At 61.2% G+C, this 20,124-nt stretch carries 10 protein-coding genes and 3 pseudogenes; 9 read left to right on the plus strand and 4 right to left on the minus strand.

The features are described from left to right. Nucleotide 1: 1 nt before the first annotated feature. Nucleotides 2–418, minus strand: coding sequence for an NUDIX hydrolase (locus ACMTA2_RS26345; protein WP_413792425.1), 417 nt, complete (start codon nucleotides 416–418; stop codon nucleotides 2–4). Between the two features lie 207 nt (nucleotides 419–625). Continuing rightward, nucleotides 626–1,993, minus strand: coding sequence for a response regulator c-di-GMP phosphodiesterase, NosR family (gene nosR / locus ACMTA2_RS26350; protein ID WP_413792426.1), 1,368 nt, complete (start codon nucleotides 1,991–1,993; stop codon nucleotides 626–628). Between the two features lie 228 nt (nucleotides 1,994–2,221). Between nosR and ACMTA2_RS26355 the strand changes: the two genes are divergently transcribed. From ACMTA2_RS26355 to ACMTA2_RS26385, 7 genes and pseudogenes are all read left to right on the plus strand, one after another. Next, nucleotides 2,222–4,513: a GGDEF/EAL domain-containing response regulator gene (locus ACMTA2_RS26355; protein ID WP_413792427.1), complete on the plus strand. Its 2,292-nt coding sequence runs from the start codon at nucleotides 2,222–2,224 to the stop codon at nucleotides 4,511–4,513. Further along, nucleotides 4,510–6,384 (plus strand): EAL domain-containing response regulator, encoded by a 1,875-nt coding sequence (locus tag ACMTA2_RS26360; protein ID WP_413792428.1) that lies wholly within the window; start codon nucleotides 4,510–4,512, stop codon nucleotides 6,382–6,384. Before ACMTA2_RS26355 ends, ACMTA2_RS26360 begins: the two co-directional genes overlap by 4 nt. Nucleotides 6,385–6,426: 42 nt before the next feature. Next, nucleotides 6,427–7,386 (plus strand): cytochrome-c peroxidase, encoded by a 960-nt coding sequence (locus tag ACMTA2_RS26365; RefSeq protein WP_413792429.1) that lies wholly within the window; start codon nucleotides 6,427–6,429, stop codon nucleotides 7,384–7,386. Beyond that, a complete protein-coding gene (locus tag ACMTA2_RS26370; RefSeq protein WP_413792430.1) occupies nucleotides 7,383–9,185 on the plus strand; it encodes a DAHL domain-containing protein in 1,803 nt (600 codons plus the stop codon). The genes ACMTA2_RS26365 and ACMTA2_RS26370 overlap by 4 nt, the downstream gene beginning before the upstream one ends. A gap of 590 nt (nucleotides 9,186–9,775) precedes the next feature. After that, nucleotides 9,776–9,862, plus strand: a pseudogene (locus tag ACMTA2_RS26375) (hypothetical protein); the annotation flags it as partial. Nucleotides 9,863–10,153: 291 nt separating this feature from the next. Beyond that, complete coding sequence (locus ACMTA2_RS26380) at nucleotides 10,154–10,588, plus strand: sensor histidine kinase (protein ID WP_413795725.1); 435 nt, start codon at nucleotides 10,154–10,156, stop codon at nucleotides 10,586–10,588. Nucleotides 10,589–10,852: 264 nt separating this feature from the next. Beyond that, entirely contained in the window at nucleotides 10,853–12,472 is a 1,620-nt protein-coding gene (locus tag ACMTA2_RS26385; RefSeq protein WP_413792431.1) for an FMN-binding glutamate synthase family protein, read from the plus strand. 26 nt (nucleotides 12,473–12,498) lie between these two features. On the opposite strand, the pseudogene ACMTA2_RS26390 reads toward ACMTA2_RS26385, so the two are convergent. Then, a pseudogene (locus tag ACMTA2_RS26390) lies at nucleotides 12,499–14,005 on the minus strand (glucosyltransferase domain-containing protein). 116 nt (nucleotides 14,006–14,121) lie between these two features. After that, nucleotides 14,122–15,543 (minus strand): amino acid permease, encoded by a 1,422-nt coding sequence (locus ACMTA2_RS26395; RefSeq protein WP_413792432.1) that lies wholly within the window; start codon nucleotides 15,541–15,543, stop codon nucleotides 14,122–14,124. Between the two features lie 592 nt (nucleotides 15,544–16,135). On the opposite strand from ACMTA2_RS26395, the pseudogene ACMTA2_RS26400 reads away from it, so the two are divergent. Then, nucleotides 16,136–16,586: pseudogene (locus tag ACMTA2_RS26400) on the plus strand (REP-associated tyrosine transposase). A 355-nt stretch (nucleotides 16,587–16,941) separates the two neighbouring features. Next, nucleotides 16,942–20,049 (plus strand): transglycosylase domain-containing protein, encoded by a 3,108-nt coding sequence (locus tag ACMTA2_RS26405; protein WP_413792433.1) that lies wholly within the window; start codon nucleotides 16,942–16,944, stop codon nucleotides 20,047–20,049. Nucleotides 20,050–20,124 lie beyond the last annotated feature (75 nt).

Genomic DNA, 20,124 nt, shown 5'->3' on the forward strand with positions numbered 1-20,124 from the left:
ATCAGCAGGTGGCGAGGTATGTCGCTCGATAAAACGGCAGGATCACCTCGCCTGTCAACGGTGCCAGCACCCGACCACTGTCGCCGGCCGGGTCGATCCAGCACACCTCTTCTATTTCGGCCGCTGGCGAAACCGGGACGTCGATGTTCAGCAAAAACACCTCGGCCTGCACGGTAAACCCCGGCTCGTTGGCCGCCGGCGCGCTGAACACACCCAAGTGACGGGCCTGGGCCGGGTCGATCCGCAACCCAAGCTCTTCTTCCAGCTCCCGGGCCAAGGCCTGGGCCGGTTGTTCATGGGGCTCGATCTTGCCCCCCGGCTGCATGAAGGCCCGGGTGCCACGCTTGCGCACCAGAAGGGTTCGACCGTCGGGCCCGAGCAACAGGGCGGCGGCGATGCGGATGAGGGAAGTGGTCATGATGAGTCAAAGCCTTGGGCAGAAAAATGCCAGGGAGATTACAGACCACAGCCGCAGGGAGCAAAGCCTGGCGCTGGACTGGAAATCAACATATTCCCCCTGTGGGAGCGAGCTTGCTCGCGATAGCGTCCGGTCAGCCAACACTGCAGTAACTGACACTCCGCTATCGCGAGCAAGCTCGCTCCCACAGGCATCTTCAGAACCGCATCACCCCAAAATCGGCTTCGGCGCCAACGGGTCGGCCTCCTCTTCGGGAATCTTGACGAACACGCTGTACCGGGCCCCTTCCATCGCCTCGAAGGCGATGAGCTTCTCCACCAGCGGGCCGCTCAGGACCTTGCCGGCGTTGAGCAGCAGCATGCCGTTGTCGGCGTTGAGGTTGCGCGCCAGGACCATACCGGCCGCCAGCTCCCGGGTGCTCATGACCTTCACCGTCGGGTCAGACAGGGTCACGTCGTCCAGGTATTCGCTACAGGCCTTGATGAAGTCCTCGATCATGTCCGGGTCGTACAGCTTGCCGGCGTATTTGCGGATGTAGACCAGGGCTTCGTCGCTGTTCATCTGCCGTTCGAGGATCAACCCACGCTGCAGCTCGATGAAGTCCACCGCCAGTTTCAACAGCCGCGAACCGAACGGAATCGCCTCGCCCTTGAGGTGCTCGGGGAACCCGCTGCCGTCCCAGCGCTCCTGGTGATGACGGATGATCCGTGCCGCGTCCTTCATCGGGTCCAGGGTCATCAGCAGCGATTCGCTCTGCTTCGGATAGGCACGGTACAGATCCAGCTCGTTGTGGTGCAGCAGGTCGGCCGGCGTGACCATCATGTTGTCGGTCCAGCTCAGCTTGCCGATGTTGTACAGCGCCGCGGCCATGGTCAGGTCGCGATCGGTGGACTCATCGAGGAAATGCAGCCGGCTGTAGACCCTGATCAATTCGATGATCTGCCGGTTGGTCTGCTTGGCCTTGGGCAGGCGCAGGTTGGCGATCAGCGAAAACACCTCGGTGCTGGTCACATAACTGCGCTTGAGCTCGTCGTAGGCCAGGTCGAGCATGTCGGCGGTCTGCTGCAGCTCGGAGGTGCGTGACGCCACGCGCTTTTCCAGGGTGGCGTTCAGGGTCTTGAGTTGCTGGTTCTGCTCGCGGTTCAGCGCTTCGAGGCGCTGGCGCTCGCTTTCGGAATGCTGGTGGGCCAGGGCCTGGCGCAAGGCCTGCACCAGTTCCTCATCGTTCCAGGGCTTGCTGAGGTAGCGATAGAGCTGCCCCTCGTTGATGGCCTTGGTCATCATGTCCACATCGGCATACCCGGTGAGCAGGATGCGCAACGTCGACGGGTACAACTTGCGGATCTCGGCCAACAGCGTGGCGCCATCCATGTTCGGCATGCGCGCGTCGGTCATCACCAGGTCGACCGGCCGTTCCTTGAGGATTTCCAAGGCCTTGGCGCCACTGTCGGCCAGCAGGATCTCGTACGGCTGGCTGCGCAACAGCCGACGCAGGCTATTGAGAATCGACTCTTCATCATCGACCAGCAGCACCGCCGGCTTCTTTACCGGAACATCCGGCGATTGATCTTCCATTTGAAACCCCCTCCTGATTCACGACAACCGTTCTACCTCAGCCCCTGAACACAGGCTAGTAGATTGCGAAAATTTAGACACATTTGCCATCAGTGGCCGAGCGCATCGCGATGAGACGACTATGCTCTACCCCATGAAGGGCCATGTACAGGCCGAATACTCATGCCAGCGAAAGGGATATCAGATGTTTCCGGGGTTCTATAGTCAGCATCAATACGGTGCACGGCCATGAGCCTGCCCTTGGATAAAACCAATCGGCGGATCCTGATCGTCGACGACACACCGACCATCCATGAGGACTTTCGCAAGATCCTCAGCCCCCAGATGAACGCCGAAGACAACCTGAGCAGCGCCGAAGAGGCCCTGTTCGGCGCGCCGGTGGCGGTGTCGAGCATGAGTTTCGTGCTCGATTCGGCGTTCCAGGGCATGGAAGCCTTGAACAAGGTCGAGACGGCGCTGGCCCAAGGGCAGCCGTTCGCCATGGCGTTCATCGACATGCGCATGCCGCCGGGCTGGGACGGCCTGGAAACCATCGAACGGCTGTGGCGCGCCGACCCCAAGCTGCAAGTGGCCCTGTGCACCGCTTACTCGGATTATTCCTGGGAAGACATTTCCGAACGCCTCGAACTGGGCGACCGCCTGCTCATCCTGAAAAAGCCCTTCGACGCCATCGAGATCCGCCAGATGGCCAGTGCACTGACCGTCAAATGGCAAATGACCGAGGACGCGGCGCTGAAGATGGACATGCTCGAACGGGCGGTCGAAGAACGCACCCGCGAGTTGGCCGACGCCAACATCATCGTGCAGAACAGCCCGACCATCCTCTACCGCCTGCGGGGCGAGCCGCCGTTCCCACTGATGTACATCTCCCACAACATCACCAAGTTCGGCCATGTCGCGGCGCAACTGATCGACGCGCCGGACTGGGCGCAAACCCTGATCCACCCCGACGACCAGGACAAGGTCCACGAGGCCATGGTCCGCGTCCTGGACCGCGACAGCGCGGGGGCTTCCATCGAGTTCCGCATGCGCACCGGCGACGACACGTACCGCTGGGTAGAGAACCGCTACATCCCGGTGCGCAACGACCAGGGCCTGTTGCTGGAAGTGGAAGGCATCATCCTCGACATCACCGAGCGCAAGCTGGCCGAAGAGAAGATCGCCCTGCTCGCCCGCACCGACGGCCTGACCGGGCTGGCCAACCGCGCCACCATGATCGAGCGCCTGCACCAGGCCTTCGCCGCCGCACGTCGGGGGGCGGCGCCGTTTGCCATGTTCTACCTGGACCTGGACCACTTCAAACGCATCAACGACACCTTGGGCCACCCCATTGGCGACCTGCTGTTGCAGGAAGTCGCCGCCCGCATCAAGTCTTGTACCCGGGAAAACGACGTGGTGGCGCGCCTGGGCGGCGACGAATTCGCCCTGCTGCAACTGGACGTCCATGAAGCGACCCACTGCGCCGCGCTGGCGGGCAAGATCCGCGATGCCCTCGTGGCGCCGTATACCCTGGACGGCAACGATGTGCGGATCTCGGTGAGCATCGGCATCGCCCTGTACACCCCGCAGAGCCTGAGTGCCGACAGCCTGATGGCGCAATCCGACATGGCCCTGTACCGCTCCAAGGAAAAGGGTCGCAACCAGTTTCACTTCCACAACGAGGAAATTAACCAGGAAGTCACCGACCGGGTCGCCCTCGCCAACGACCTGCGCCAAGCCATCGAAAATCAAGAGCTGCACCTGCACTACCTGCCGGAAGTCGATCTCGGCACCGGCAAGATCCTCGGCATGGGCGTGCAAGTGCGCTGGAACCACCCGCAACGGGGCTGGCTGGAACCGTCGGCCTTCATGCCGGCTGCCGAGAAGACCGGGATCATCATTGGCCTGGGGCATTGGGTGCTGGACCAGGCCTGCCAGCAGATGCGCCAGTGGCGCGACCAGGGCATGGCGCCGCCGGTGATCGCCATCGACCTGTCCCTGACCCAGCTCAAGACCGGCCCGGAACTGATCTACGACGTGCTGCGCACCACCGCGCGCTGGGAACTGGCGCCCTGGGACCTGCGTTTCGACGTCACCGAAGCCACCCTCGCCCAGACCAAGTGGACCCACAACGACGTGCTGCCGCGCCTATGCGAATTGGGCGTGCAGATCGCCATCGATGACTTCGGCACCGAATATTCCTCGTTCGATTACCTCAAGACCTACCGGGTCAATCACCTCAAGCTTGCCCAGCGCTTTCTCGACAGCGCCAACGCCGACCCGGAGAACGCTACGACGTTGCGGGCGATCATCAACTTTGCCCGGGACGTGGGCATCGGGATCATTGCCGAGGGCGTCGAGACCCAGGAGCAACGCACCACGCTGATGTCCAGCGGCGGCGCGATGCAGGCCCAGGGGCATTACTTCAGCACCGTGGTCGACAGCGGCCAGGCCGCTGAACTGCTCAAGGCCGGCACTATCATTCCGGCGACGGACCATTGGACCCGACCAGCGAGCCAGCTCTCGGAGAGCAATCCATGAACCCCATGTCGGTACCTGCCAACCGGCGAATCCTGGTGGTGGACGATACACCGGCGATCCACCAGGACTTTCGCAAGATTCTCAGCCCCAGCGCCGGCAACGATGACTCGCTGAATGACACCGAAAGCCTGCTGTTCGGCACCCCGCAGGTCAACCGGCTGCAATTCCAGATCGACTCGGCCTACCAGGGCGAGGAGGCGCTGGAACTGGTCAAGCGCGCCCAGGCCGAAGGCCAGCCCTATGCGCTGGTGTTCGCCGACATGCGCATGCCACCGGGCTGGGATGGCCTGCAAACCATCGAGCGGCTGTGGGAGGCCGACCCGCGGTTGCAAATCGCCCTGTGCACGGCATTCTCGGACTACTCCTGGGAAACCATGTCCGAACGGATCGAGTTCGACGATCAGTTGCTGATCCTCAAGAAACCCTTCGACACCCTGGAAATCCGCCAGATGGCCAGCGCCATGACCTGGAAGTGGCAACTGGCCCAGGATGCGGCGAGGAAAATGCGCAGCCTGGAGCGCACGATCGAAGAGCGCGTCCAGGAATTGCTCAAGGTGTCCCACCTGTTGCAATACGACGTGCTCACGGAGCTGCCCAACAGCATGTTGCTAGGCGATCGCCTGACCCAGGCCATGGCCCAGTGCCGTCGGCACGACCGGCAACTGGCAGTGATGTTCATTGGCCTGGACCGTTTCAAGCGCATCAATAACGCACTGGGCCATCCGGTGGGCGACGAGATGCTCAAGCGCGTGGCCCGGACGCTGACGACCGTGGTCCGTGAGTCCGATTCGGTGTTCCGCTACGGTTCCGATGAATTCGTGGTGGTGCTGGGGGACGTTGTAGACCCGCAGCAGACCAAAGGCGTGGCCGACAAACTGCTGGCGGCCATCAGTTCCCCGCACCCCATCGACGGCCATGACCTGAGCGTGACCGCGAGCCTGGGCATCAGCGTGTACCCGACCGACGGTTTCGACGCCGTGGCGCTGATCAAAAAAGCCGAGACGGCGATGCGCAACGTCAAGGAGACCGGCCCCAACGACTACCGTTTCTTCACCGAAGACATGAACCGCCGGGCCCGGCAGCAGCAGACCATCGAATCGGGCCTGCGCCTGGCCCTGCAGCGCAAGGAGTTCGTGCTGCATTACCAACCCAAGCTCGACCTCAAGAGCGGCAAGGTGGTCGGGGTCGAGGCACTGGTACGCTGGGACAGGCCGGGGCATGGCCTGGTCTACCCATCGGATTTCATTCCGGTGGCCGAGGACAGCGGCCTGATCGTTCCGCTGAGCCAATGGGTGCTCCAGGAAGCTTGCCAGCAGGCCTGCCGCTGGCAAGCCCAGGGCATGCGGCCGCTGTACCTGTCGGTGAACGTCTCGGCCATTGATTTTCGCCAGCGCGGCTTCGTCGAAGGCATCGCCCGCACCCTCAAGGAAACCGGCCTGGACCCGACACAGTTAGAACTGGAGATCACCGAAAGCGTACTGATGCAGAACATCGATACCACGGTCGCCATCCTCAAGGCCATCAAGCAACAGGGGATACGCCTGGCCATCGACGACTTTGGCACCGGCTATTCGAGCCTGAGCTACTTGCAGAAATTTCCGGTGGATGTGCTGAAGATCGACCAGTCGTTCGTCGGTGACCTGAGCATCGACAGCAACGACGCCAAGCTGGTGAGCACCATCATCAGCCTGGGCAAGAGCCTGAACCTGCACATCATTGCCGAAGGCGTGGAAACCCTTGAACAGCTTGAGTTTCTCAAGAAGCACCAATGCGAGGAAGTCCAGGGTTACTACTTCAGCAAGGCCGTCGAACCGCAGGCCTTTGCCGATTGGATGACCGAGTGGGAAAAACGCCAGAACCCGTTTTCGTGAACACCTGAGTGTCCTCAACCAAAGTTTCAAGGAAAACATCCCATGGCGTTACATGGACTGACTCTGGCTCTCGGCCTGCTCGTGGGAGCGAGCGTGACCGTTCACGCCGCCCCCCTGGACGAACCCCTCAAGCCCCTGCCACCGGTTCCGACCCTGGACCCCAAGCGCGTTCAGTTGGGACTGCGTCTGTTCAATGACCCGCGGCTGTCGGTCAACAACACCCTGTCCTGTGCCAGTTGCCATCGCCTGGACAAGGGCGGCGCCGACGACAAGCCGTTTTCCCTGGGCTTCGATGGCAAGCCGGTAGAGTTCAATACGCCCACCGTATTGAACGCCAGCCTGAACTTCCATCAGTTCTGGGATGGACGCGTCGATACGCTGGAAGAGCAGGTGCATGCGGTCGTGACCAGCCCGGCGGAAATGGGCAGTACCTGGGAGGCGGTGGTCAAGCGCATCGCCGACGATCCTGGCTATGCCAAAGACTTCAAGGACGCCTACCCCGATGGCGTGACCCAGTCCACTATCCAGAGCGCACTGGCCAACTACGAGCGCACTCTGCAGACGCCCAACTCGCGTTTCGACCAATACCTGCTGGGCAATACCGACATCCTCACGCCTCGGGAGAAGTTCGGTTACCAGCGCTTCAAGGAGTACGGCTGCATCGCTTGCCATCAGGGCGTGAACATGGGCGGCAACATGTTCCAGAAATTCGGCGTCATGGGTGACTACATCGGCGACCGAGGCAACCCCACCCGGGCCGACGAAGGACGCTTCAACATCACCGGCGATGAAGCAGACCGCCAGGTCTTCAAGGTACCGAGCCTGCGCAACGTGGCCGTGACCGCCCCGTATTTCCATGATGGCTCGGCGCCGACCCTGGAACGCGCGGTGGAGGTGATGTTCAAGTACCAGTTGGGCCGCGAGCCCCTGAAGAACGATACCGAGTTGATCGTCGAATTCCTCAAGACGCTGACCGGTGAGTGGGAGGGCAAACCCCTATGACAGTCCTCCGTCGCCTCGGCCTGGCCCTGATCGGCGTCTTGCTGGCTGGCATCCTGTTGTTCATGTACGTCAATTCGGGCGCCCAGCAGGCCGCCTCGTACATCGAATCCCGCGACCTGATCCGCCTGCTCAAGCAGCAGGACGCCATCTGGGACAACGAGGTGCTCAAGGCGCGGATTGCCCTGAGCAACAATTACGACCCCCTGGTCTCGCCATTGCAGGAGATGGCAGGCCTGTGGCAGCGCCTGGATGCCATCGAGTCGGAACCGGGGCGCCATGGGCCGTCACTGTGGGAGGCACAGCGCAACGAATACCTCAAGGCGGTCAAGGAGAAGACCCGTCTGGTGGAACAGTTCAAATCCCATAACGCGGTGTTGCGCAACTCCCTGGCCTTCCTGCCGACTGGCGAGGACGACATCCAGGCCCAGTTCGCCCGGCTGCCCGACACCTACAAGCTGGAGCTGCAAAACGTTGCCATCGACACCTACGACCTGTTGCTCAGCAGCATGGAGTTCGCCCAGCTCAGCTCCCCTGAGCGGGCAGCCGAGGTCCTGTTGGGGCTGAACCAGTTGGAGGTCAACAAGGAGCGCCTGCCTGAGGGGCTGCTCAACTCCGTCGAGATCCTGCGCAGGCACATCGGGGTGATCCTGCGCGAACAGCCAAAGGTCAATGAATTATTACTGGGAATCGAAGCGATCCCCGTGGCCGATCGCCTGGACACCATCACCCAACTGCTTGAGAAAGACCAGGAAAAAGCCGCCGCCCAGTACGAGCGCAACCACATTTACCTGCTGGTGTTCGCCACGCTCCTGGTAATGATCCTGATCTGGCTGGCGATCCGCCTGATACGCAGCTTCGCCGAGATCAAGCATGTCAACAACGCCCTGCAAACCGCCAACGACGAGCTGGAACAACGGGTCGAAGAGCGTACCCGCCAGCTCAAGGACACCCAGAGCGAGTTGATGGACACCGCCCGCCAGGCCGGCATGGCGGAAATCGCCACCAACGTGCTGCACAACGTCGGCAACGTCCTCAACAGCGTGAACATCTCTGCCGACCTGGTCAGCCGCAAACTGCGCAGCAGCAAGGCCCAGGGGTTGGGCAAGGCGATGCAATTGATCAACGAACACGCCGATGACCTCGGGCATTTCCTCACCGAGGACGCCAAAGGCAAGCTGCTGCCCGGCTACCTCAACCAACTGGTGGAGGCCATCGCGTCGGAGCAGCAGGGCCTGACCGATGAACTGGCCCAGTTGAGCAAAAGCGTGGACCACATCAAGGACATCGTCTCCACCCAGCAATCCTATGCCGGGGCCAGCAGCCTGCTGGAACCTCTGGTGGTCAGCGAACTGCTCGAAGACGCCCTGCGCATGAACTCCGGCGCCCTGACCCGCCATCATGTTACGGTGATCAAGGAATACGGCGACGTGCCGCGGATCATGGGCGACAAACACCGCTTGCTGTTGATCCTGATCAACCTGATCAGCAATGCCAAATACGCCATGGCCGGGGTGTCCAACCATGCGCGGAACATGACCCTCAAGGCTGCCGTCGTCGATGGCCAGACCCTGCAAATCAGCGTCAAGGACGAAGGCGAAGGCATCCCGGAGGAAAACATGACGCGCATCTTCGCCCACGGGTTTACCACGCGTAAGGAAGGCCACGGCTTTGGCCTGCACAGCTGCGCATTGGCGGCCATCGAAATGAACGGCCACCTCACCGCCCACAGTGAGGGGCCTGGTAAAGGGGCGACATTCCAATTGCAGGTGCCCCTGAAACTTGCAGAAGGTGAACCATGAACAGCCTGAGTAACCGCCGCATCCTGTTGATCGACGATACACCCGCCATTCATGAAGATTTCCGCAAGATCCTCACCCCTGAGGATGAGAGCAACAGCGACTTGCAGGACATGGAAAGCGCGCTGTTCGGCGAAGCGCCGAAACCTGCCGCCACCGTGTTCGAACTCGACTCGGCCTACGGCGGGCAGGAAGGCCTGAACAAACTGCTGGAGGCAACGGCCAAGGAGCGTCCCTATGCCCTGGCCTTTGTCGACATGCGCATGCCCGAAGGCTGGGATGGCGCCAAGACCATCGAAGAGCTCTGGAAGCGCGACCCGCAGTTGCAAGTGGTGGTTTGCACCGCCTATTCGGATTACTCCTGGGATGAACTGCTGGACCGCCTGAACGGCCACGACCGCTTGCTGATCCTGAAAAAACCCTTCGACAACATCGAAGTCCAGCAGATGGCCAACACCCTGACCACCAAATGGGAAATGACCTCTCGGGCGCAATTGAAGATGAACAAGCTCGAAGACCTGGTGGAGCAACGCACCCAAGCGTTCAGACAGGCCAGCGAGCTGCTGCAAATGGAGATCGACGAACGCAAGATGCTGGAAACCCAGTTGGTGCAATCGGAAAAACTCGCCTCGCTGGGCCAGTTGGCGGCCGGGGTGGCGCACGAAATCAACAACCCGATCGGTTTCATTTCTTCCAACCTGGGGGCGCTGGACGGCTACTTTGGCAAACTCCAGGAAATGCTCAGCGCCTACGGCGGCGCCGAGGAGGCCATCGCCTCGCCGGAGCTGGTGGTCAACTTGAGAAAGCTGCGCGAACAGGTGGAACTGGACTTCCTGGTCGAGGACATCCCCCTGCTGATCAAGGAATCCAAGGATGGCATCGGCCGGGTCGGGCAGATCGTCAAGGACCTGAAGGACTTCTCCCGTGTCGATTCCAGCCAGGAATGGCAGATGGCCAATTTGCAGCATGGCATGGATTCGACCTTGAACATCGTCGCCAACGAGATCAAGTACAAGGCCGATGTGGTCAAGGAATACACACCCTTGCCGGAGGTGGAATGCCTGCCGTCGCAGATCAACCAAGTGATCATGAACCTGATCGTCAACGCCGCCCAGGCCATCGGCCCCGAACGCGGCACCATTACCCTGCGCAACGGCGTTGGTGATGAAACCGTCTGGATCGAAGTTGCCGACAACGGCTCGGGCATCCCCCCTGACACCCTGCAGAAGATCTTCGACCCGTTCTTCACCACCAAACCCATCGGCCAGGGGACGGGGCTCGGGCTGTCGTTGTCCTACGGCATCGTGAAAAAACACAATGGCGAGATCACCGTACGCAGCGAAGTGGGGGTGGGTACGACGTTCCGGGTGGAGTTGCCGATGCGCCAGATGAAACAGGCGGGCTGACACAGGGTCAGTCGTTTACGTATGAAAGGAAAAGCCGTGGCGAGGGGATTTATCCCCGCTGGGGCGCGCAGCGGCCCTGGAACCCGACGACTCGATGCATCAGGCCGATTGAGTCGACTGTCTTGGGGCCGCTGCGCAGCCCAGCGGGGATAAATCCCCCCGCCACAGATAAAGTCTCAGTACATGAAATCCTCTCATCGCAGGTTGCCCAGCCTTTCACGGCCAACGCAGAATGCCTTCGTCATCCCTTCCCAAGGAATCCGTATGAGCCTGTCGCTGCTGAGCCGTTACGCCTTCTTCGCTGGCTGTGTCATCTTCACCCTCGCCAGCCTGCCCTTCCTGCAACACGACTGGCTCTGGCCCATCGCGCTGGTGACCGGGCTGCTGAGCCTGCTGGGGCTGTTCGACTTGTTGCAAAGCCGCCATGCCGTACGGCGCAATTATCCGATCCTGGGTAATATCCGCTATCTGGTCGAAGGCATCCGCCCGGAGATCCGCCAGTATTTGCTCGAGTCCGACAGCGATGCCCTGCCCTTCTCCCGGGCCCAACGCTCGCTGGTGTACTCCCGGGCCAAGAACGAAAGCGCCGACAAACCGTTTGGCACCTTGATCGACGTGTACCAGGCCGGCTTCGAATTCATCGGCCATTCCATGCGCCCCGCCCCACTGAGTGACCCCAGCGGTTTTCGTGTGACAGTCGGCGGCCCGCAGTGCACCCAGCCGTACTCTGCATCGGTATTCAACATCTCGGCCATGAGCTTCGGCTCCCTGAGCGCCAATGCCATCCGTGCGTTGAATCAAGGCGCGAAGCTGGGCAACTTTGCCCACGACACCGGTGAAGGCAGCATCAGCCCCTACCATCGCGAACACGGTGGCGACCTGACCTGGGAACTGGGCAGCGGTTATTTCGGCTGCCGCACCAGCGACGGGCGCTTCGACCCGGAGCGCTTCGCCGCCCAGGCGCAAAACCCGCAGGTGCGGATGATTGAAATCAAGATGAGCCAAGGCGCCAAACCCGGTCATGGCGGGATCCTGCCCAAGCACAAGGTCACCCGGGAAATCGCCGAGACCCGTGGCATCCTCATGGGCGAGGATTGCGTTTCGCCGTCACGTCACAGCGCGTTTTCCACGCCGATCGAACTGATGCAGTTCGTTCAGCAACTGCGTGAACTGTCCGGCGGCAAACCGGTGGGCTTCAAGTTCTGCCTGGGCCATCCCTGGGAATTCATGGGCATCGCCAAGGCCATGCTGGAAACCGGGATCCTGCCGGACTTCATCGTGGTGGACGGCAAGGAAGGCGGCACGGGCGCGGCGCCAGTGGAGTTCACCGACCACATCGGCGTGCCGCTGCGTGAAGGCCTGCTGTTCGTGCACAACACCCTGGTGGGCCTGAACCTGCGGGACAAGATCAAGCTCGGCGCCAGTGGCAAGATCGTCAGCGCGTTCGACATCGCCAGTGTCCTGGCCATCGGTGCCGACTGGGCCAACGCCGCACGCGGCTTCATGTTCGCCATCGGCTGCATCCAGTCGCAAAGCTGTCACACCAACAAGTGCCCCACCGGCGTCGCCACCCAGGACACCCTGCGCCAGCGCGCCCTGGTGGTTCCGGACAAGGCCCAGCGTGTCTACAACTTCCACCGCAACACCCTCAAGGCCCTGGCCGAAATGCTCGCCGCCGCCGGGCTTGAACATCCGTCGCAATTGCAGCCCAAGCACCTGGTGCGGCGGATGTCGGCCACCGAGGTCAAGTTGTTTTCACAGTTGCATGTGTTCCTGAAGCCTGGGGAGTTGCTGACCGGTGAAGTCAATGGGGCGTTTTATTCGCGGATGTGGCAGATGGCGCGGGCGGACAGTTTTGAGCCGATGGACACAGTGGCGGCATGAACACTCCCACTGCAGGCCGCCGCTGGCTAGCACCACGGCGCACTGGTCTGCGACGGCTCCTTCATGACAATGAAGCCGTAATCGCCCAGTAGATAAATCCGGTAATACAGGTTATCCACGAGGGGCGTATAGCCCCGATAACCGACTCGGGTCGCATTGCGCCGTTCCCGTTCGATCACCACGTTAGTGATACCCCAGGAACGGCGGGCTTTCCGGAAGAAGCAAGTAATCAATATTGAGCAGGTAATGCAGGACCGGCAGCCGTTTGAACGAACCGCAGGCACTTGTCAGCCAATGGGCGGAATAAGTGACCGACATATAGATCCGCTTGGCCTCATACAACTCGCGACGGGAAGTGATGTCATGCCCCAGGCTATAAAGCGCGCCGCTGGCAAAGGCCTTTTGCAGGGTCAGTACCCGACCATAGGCAAAGGACAGCGAAAGGGTCGCCAGCAATGGAATGATCAGCAACCATGGCAATCGACGATGAAGTGGCGCTAGCGCGAGGTAAGCCAGATAGAACAGCAGCATCAACCACACACCGAAGCCCATCAGTGTGCGGGCGCCCTCATTAAAGTCACGAAAGAACAGCGTGATGCCTGGTATCAACAGCGCCAGCATCAAAGATATCAGCAGGCAGAGCAGGCTCAAGCCCCACGTTTTCCACCCAGGCTCCTCACGTCCATCAAGCCGGCGTCCCACCCGCAAGGCACCGACCAGCGCAATCAGCACCAGCACGGCCAATACCCAGGCGTATCCACCGTGGAACAACAGGGCAACCTTCTGTAGCACCCTGGCGAAATTGATGCCCAACTGCATCAATGGATCAGCGTTCCAGTTCAGCAACGCGGTCCGCTCCGTTCCCATCAGCCAGACGGCCATGACGAAGTAAACCAGGAGGGCCAGGCCCAGCTGGGCGAGCCTGCTTCCCAGCATTTCCCAGCACTGCCGCCATGGCCACCGGTTGCAGACAGCCCTGCACAGATCCAGGCAGACCAACCCCAGGAATACGTTGAGGCTGATCTGGTAGAGCCCGAATGCCAGCACCAACCAGGCCACCGGCTCCCACAGCCATCGCAGGCGCGATGCCCCCCGAAAGGTGAAGGCATAGATAACCGCGACCAGGCTCAGGGCCATGCTCGGGCCGTCGTATTGATACGACAGGTTCTGCAACAGGAAAGGGTTGTACCAGAGGGGCAACGGCACCAGACAACAGGCGAGTGTCGGCTCAGGAAAATAATGGAAGGTCAGCCGAGCCAGCGCCAGGGACATTGCCAAGGTCGCGAGCAACAGAGGCAGCGGAAAAATATCCGGTGCGGCGCCGGAAAAAGACAACACCTGATACAGCAGGTCAGTGAACCAGCGCCCCTGGCTGGCCCAGGCATTGCCCGCCTCCAGCGTTCGCCAGCTGTCGTCGATATAGCGAAAATCAGCGAGGATCAGTGGCAGGGCATACAGCAGGGTCGCCAAGAGGAAAAAACACACCACTTGGCGGCGGTCGAGCTCGCGATCGAAAACCAGCGATACATTCATATGCAACGCCCTCGGGACCTGCCCCTTGGACAGCATTCAAAGGAACGTGATCGACATGGAACCCCAAAAAAACCCGATCATCCGACCGGGGGCTTTTCTACTGCATGGCTGGCAACTTACGACGCGGCATCCATCGAACCCTGGGCATGCCCGGTCGGTTGCAACTTGAAGGTATAGAACAACACCGTCAGCAACACCAGAAACGCCGGGCCCACGTAAAGGGCCACGCGGGTGTCCGGGAAATAAGCCATCAGGCCGACCACCAACACCAGGAACGCCAGGGCCAGATACGAGCTGACCGGGTACAGCCACATGCGGTACTTCAGGGCCGCACGCTCGGACGCACTCAAGCTTTTGCGGAACTTGAGCTGCGCCAGCAGGATCATCACCCAGGTCCAGATCGCACCGAAGGTGGCGATGGAGGTCACCCAGACGAAGACTTTTTCCGGCACCAGATAGTTGAGCAGCACGCCCAGCAACAGCGCGGCGATGGACAGCAGCAGTGCGCGGCGCGGTACGCCATTATTGGACGTCTTGGCGAAACCGGCCGGAGCCTGGCCGTTCTGCGCCAGGCTGTAGAGCATCCGCCCGGTGCTGAAGATCCCGCCATTGCAGGATGACAACGCGGCGGTGATGACCACGAAGTTGATGATGCCGGCGGCGGTCTTGATGCCCAGGCGCTCGAAGGTCATCACGAACGGGCTGCCCTGGGTGCCGATCTCGTTCCATGGGTAGATCGACAGGATCACGAACAAGGCGCCGACATAGAACAACAGGATCCGCCAGAACACCGAGCCGATGGCATTGGGGATGGTTTTCTGCGGGTTCCTCGCCTCGCCAGCGGTCAGGCCGATCATCTCCACGCCCAGGTAGGCGAACATGACCATTTGCAGGGACATCAACACGCCGGACACGCCATTGGGCATGAAGCCGCCGTGGGCCCAGAGGTTGGAAAGACCCAAGGCCACGCCATCGTTGCCGAAGCCAAAGGCGATGATGCCGACACCGCCGATGACCATGGCGATGATGGTGACGATCTTGATCAGGGCGAACCAGAATTCGAATTCGCCGAAGGCCTTGACCGCGATCAAGTTGATCGAGCCCATGCTGACCAACGCGGTCAGGGCCCAGATCCAGCGGGGCACATCGGGGAACCAGATGCCCATGTACACCGCGACGGCGGTGATTTCCGCCACACAGGTCACCAGCCACAGGAACCAGTAGTTCCAACCGGTCAGGAAACCTGCCAGTGGGCCGAGGTAATCCTGGGCGTAGCGGCTGAACGAACCCGCTACCGGGTTATGCACGGCCATCTCACCGAGGGCGCGCATGATCACCAGAATCGCCAGGCCGCCAATAATGTAGGACAGCATGATCGCCGGACCGGCCATTTCGATGGCCTTGGCCGAACCGAGGAACAGCCCGACACCGATGCAGGCGCCAAGCGCCATCAGGCGGATATGTCGCTCGCCGAGTTCACGTTTGAGCGGACCACCCTGGGCGGCCTCGCCATGGGGCAGATGATTGCCGACAGGCATAGGGATACAACCTCGTTTTGTTATTGGATTGGCCACCGAGTGTCCAAAGCCACAGGCCGGTCAGCCTGTCGCCTTGCCGAAACCGGGTCTGTCTTGTGGGCAGACCGTCCTGTGGAACGACAACCTCAGGATCAGCGGGTCGTGCAGTATAAAAAGCCTGGGATAGAGAGTTTCACTGTAAAACCTGACTAATTCAGGGGAAAGCCTCAACAAAAGCTGTTCTTTTGGAGAGGCTTTGACTGAGATTACAGGAAACTCAGTGGACAAACGCAATGCTGGCGAGCAAAGCGTCAAGCGAAAAAGCGAGGTGAGTGTCCGACGACCGATGGCTCTAACACCGGCGTTACAAGCAACACCCTTCTTGTGGCGAGGGGATTCATCCCCGTTGGGCTGCGCAGCAGCCCTGAAACCAGCCAATTCGGTCTGTCAGACAGATTGAGTTAATTGCAATGGGGCCGCTTCGCAGCCCAACGGGGATAAATCCCCTCGCCACAGGACTACGAAAGCCTCGGAAATTTCGCTCGACCGTTTCAGCACCAAGGCAACTGCCGCCTGACTACGCTGCCGTGACGCCCTTCATTGGAATCAAGGTATGCACTCACACCCCAATTCTCATCGCCTGCGTCGAGGCCGCTATTCGGAGCCGGGAAGAGCCTATCTGGTGACAGCCGTCGTCCATCGACGACGTCCGATTTTTGCTGACTGGACAGTTGGACGATTGCTGGTCGCCGAATTCAAGCACGCCCATGACTCGAGCCAGGTGAATTCCTTGGCTTGGGTGGTGATGCCGGATCATTTCCACTGGCTGCTGCAAGTCAAAGATGCCTCTCTGAGTCGGCGCTGCCAAAGCCCGATGCACCCGGAGCGTCAACCATAGGACGGGAGCGTCTGGCCCTCTCTGGCAAAGTGGCTTCCACGATCGAGCCATTCGCGATAACGAAGACCTCCTGCCTTTTGCCCGCTACATCATTGCCAACCCCCTTCGTGCCAGGCTGGCAGATCGCATCGGCGACTACCCGCTTTGGGATGCCACATGGCTATGAAACCCTCCACATTCCTGTGGCGAGGGGATTCATCCCCGTTGGGCTGCGCAGCAGCCCTGAAACCAGCCAATGCGGATGCCACATGGCCATGAAGCCCTCCACATTCCTGTGGCGAGGGGATTCATCCCCGTTGGGCTGCGCAGCAGCCCTGAAACCAGCCAATTCGGTCTGTCAGACAGATTGAGTCAATTGCAATGGGGCCGCTTCGCAGCCCAACGGGGATGAGTCCCCCCGCCACAGAGTTCATCCCGGGCTTCATGGCGCCAGCACGCCCACAATTTCCCCTCCCCCCACGCCAACCACCGTCTAAGCTTCAAGCAAGTCCGATCAATCTGCTTAATTGGATCAGTCGACTATGGGCGCTTTATGGCAAACCGATTCGAACAAACCTGTGGTCCCGACTGAACGTATGGAAGAAGCGCCTTCATCCCAAAAAAAGCCCCGTATACGGCATGGCTGGCGGGCGTTCTGGTTGTTGTTGCTGATCATCGTGGTGGTGGTCGGCCTGGCGGTGGCCAAGGAAATACGCACGTCGCGGTTTCAGGCCCGGGAAATCAGCAAGTACGCCGCGTCCCTTTCTTATTCGGTACAACCTGGGCCCAGCGATGCCATCGTCTACCCCGGCGCCGGCCCGTTCGACCGGCGCCTGGGCTACAGCGCGCTGGGAGAATTCCTGCCGCGCCTGCTCAAGCGCGACTATGTGATCCAGGCCCAGACGCGCTTTTCGCCAGCCTTGATGGACTACGTCGAAAAGGGCCTGTTCGTACCCTATGCGGAAAAGATCCAGGCCGGGTTGACCATCACCGATTGCCGCGCCGCGCCGGTCTATCAGTTCAAGTACCCCCAGCAGCTCTATGCGAACTTCGAAGCGATCCCACCCGTGGTGGTGCAGAGTCTGTTGTTCATCGAGAACCGTTTCCTGCTCGACCCCAAACAACCCTTGGCCAACCCGGCGGTGGACTGGCCGCGCTTCGGCATGGCGGCCTGGTCGCAAGTCGCCAAGCTGTTGAGCCTGCCGGGCCAGTCCGCCGGGGGCAGCACATTGGCGACACAACTGGAGAAGTACCGTCACTCGCCTGAGGGCCTGACCGTGTCCGGCGCGGAGAAAATCCGCCAGATGATTTCCGCCAGCGTGCGCGCTTACCAGGCCGGCCCGCAAACCCTCGAGGCGCGGCAGCGGATCATTCGCGACTACCTCAACAGCGTACCGCTCTCCGCCGTGCCGGGGCATGGTGAAGTCCACGGCATGGCCGAAGGCTTGCGGGTCTGGTATGGCGCCGACTTCACGCGGGCCAATGAACGCTTGGCCAGCACGGCGACCGATCCCCGGAGCCTGGCGGAAAAAGGCCTGGCCCTGCGAGAAATATTGTCGTTGATGATCGCCCAGCGCCGCCCTTCCCATTACTTGACCAAGGGTCGCGATGAACTGGCAAACCTGACCGACAGCCACATCCGGTTGTTGAGGCAAAACGGCGTGATCGACGCGGCGTTGGCCGAAGCCGCCCTGGCGAGCAAGGTCAGTTATCGCGATTGGGTCCAGGACCCGACCGTCCAGCCCATCGAAACCAACAAGGGCATCAGCGCCGCCCGTAGCCGCCTCGCCGCCCTGCTCAACCGCCCGCTGTACGACCTCGATCGTCTCGATCTCTCCGCCACCAGCACCTTGCAAAGCGACTTGCAGGCCCAGGCCACCGACTATCTCAAGCGTTTGGCCGACCCGGCCTTCGCGACCGAAATCGGCCTGATGGGCGAACGCCTGCTGACCCCCACCAGCACCACCCAGGTGCGCTACAGCTTTACCCTGATGGAGCTGACCCCCGATGGCTCGCGTGTGCGGGTGCAGACCGACAGCACCGACCAACCCTTCGACATCAACGAAGGCAGCAAGCTGGAACTGGGCTCCACCGCCAAGTTGCGCGTGCTCACCACCTACCTCCAGATCATCGCCGAACTGCACGAGCGTTATGCCCAGCAGACCCCGGCAGCGTTGAAGAAAACCGAGATCGCCGAGCAGGATCGCCTGTCCCGCTGGGCGCTGGACTACTTGATTGAAAACACCGACCGCAGCCTGCCGAAGATGCTCGAAGCCGCGCTGGACCGAAAGTACTCAGCCAGTCCCGGCGAGGCGTTCTTTACCGGTGGCGGGCTGCACACCTTCCACAACTTCCGCAGGGAGGACGACGGTCGCCTGCCCACGTTGCGCGATGCGTTGCGAGAATCCATCAACCTGCCGTTCATCCGCCTGATGCGCGACCTGGTGCGCTACGCCACCTATGCCGGCTCCAACAACAGCTCCGAACTGCTCAAGGACGACAAGGACCCGCGCCGCCAGGAATACCTGGCCCAGTTCGCCGACCGCGAAGGCACTTCGTTCCTGCTCAGGTTCTGGAAGAAATACCAGAAAAAGGACACCGGCCAGCGCCTCGAAACGTTCCTCGACGGCATGCGCCCCACCGCGATCCGCTTGGCCGCCGTGCACCGCTATTTCTTTCCCAACGACAGCCAGGAGAACTTCAACCGCTTCGTGCGCGCGCATTTGAAGTCGGTCAAGAGCGCCGAAAAACTCACTGACGAACGTCTCGAACGGCTCTACCAAAGCTATGGTCCCGGCGCCTATGACCTGCCGGACCAGGGCTTCATCGCCAAGGTCCACCCATTGGACTTGTGGTTGATGGGCTACCTGTTGAACAACCCCGACGCCAAGTTCAGCCAGATCGTCAAGGCCAGCGAGTTCGAGCGCCAGGAAGTCTACAGCTGGCTGTTCAAGAGCCGGCACAAGAGCGCCCGTGACAGTCGCATCCGCACCATGCTGGAGATCGAAGCGTTCCTGGATATCCACCAGCGCTGGCAGCAGGTCGGCTATCCGTTCGACCACCTGGTGCCGTCGCTGGCCACCGCCATCGGCAGCTCCGGCGACCGCCCCGCCGCGCTGGCGGTCCTGGTGGGTGCCATTCTCAACGATGGCATCCGGCAACCGGCATTGCGCGTCGACAGTCTGGACTTTGCCGTCAATACGCCCTACGAAACGCGACTGGTCAACGACCCGGAGAGCGGCAAGCGCGTGATGCCGGTGGAAGTCGCCCAGGCCCTGCGCGGTGCGCTATCCCAGGTGGTGGATGCCGGCACCGCGAAACGCGTGGCCGGCAGTTTCAAGCTGGCCGACGGGACGCCATTGGCGATGGGTGGCAAGACCGGCACCGGCGACAACCGCATCGAAGCGGTGGGTTCCGGTGGACGGGTGATCAGTTCCAAATCGATCAACCGTACCGCCACCTTCGTGTTCTACATCGGCGACAGCCATTTCGGCACCCTCACCGCCTACGTCCCGGGGGCGTCGGCACAGAACTTCAAGTTCACCTCGGCCTTGCCGGTGCAGGTGCTCAAGGGCATGGCACCGTTCCTTTCGCCGTACTTGCAGCCGGGCAGTCATACCCAGTGCAAGCCGTTGGTGGCACGCCAATGAGTCACGGTAATGGGGTGCAAGGCCCCTGTGGCGAGGGGATTTATCCCCGTTGGGCTGCGCAGCAGCCCTCAAAAA

The organism is Pseudomonas medicaginis (genome assembly GCF_965119365.1).
Classification (GTDB): Bacteria; Pseudomonadota; Gammaproteobacteria; order Pseudomonadales; family Pseudomonadaceae; genus Aquipseudomonas.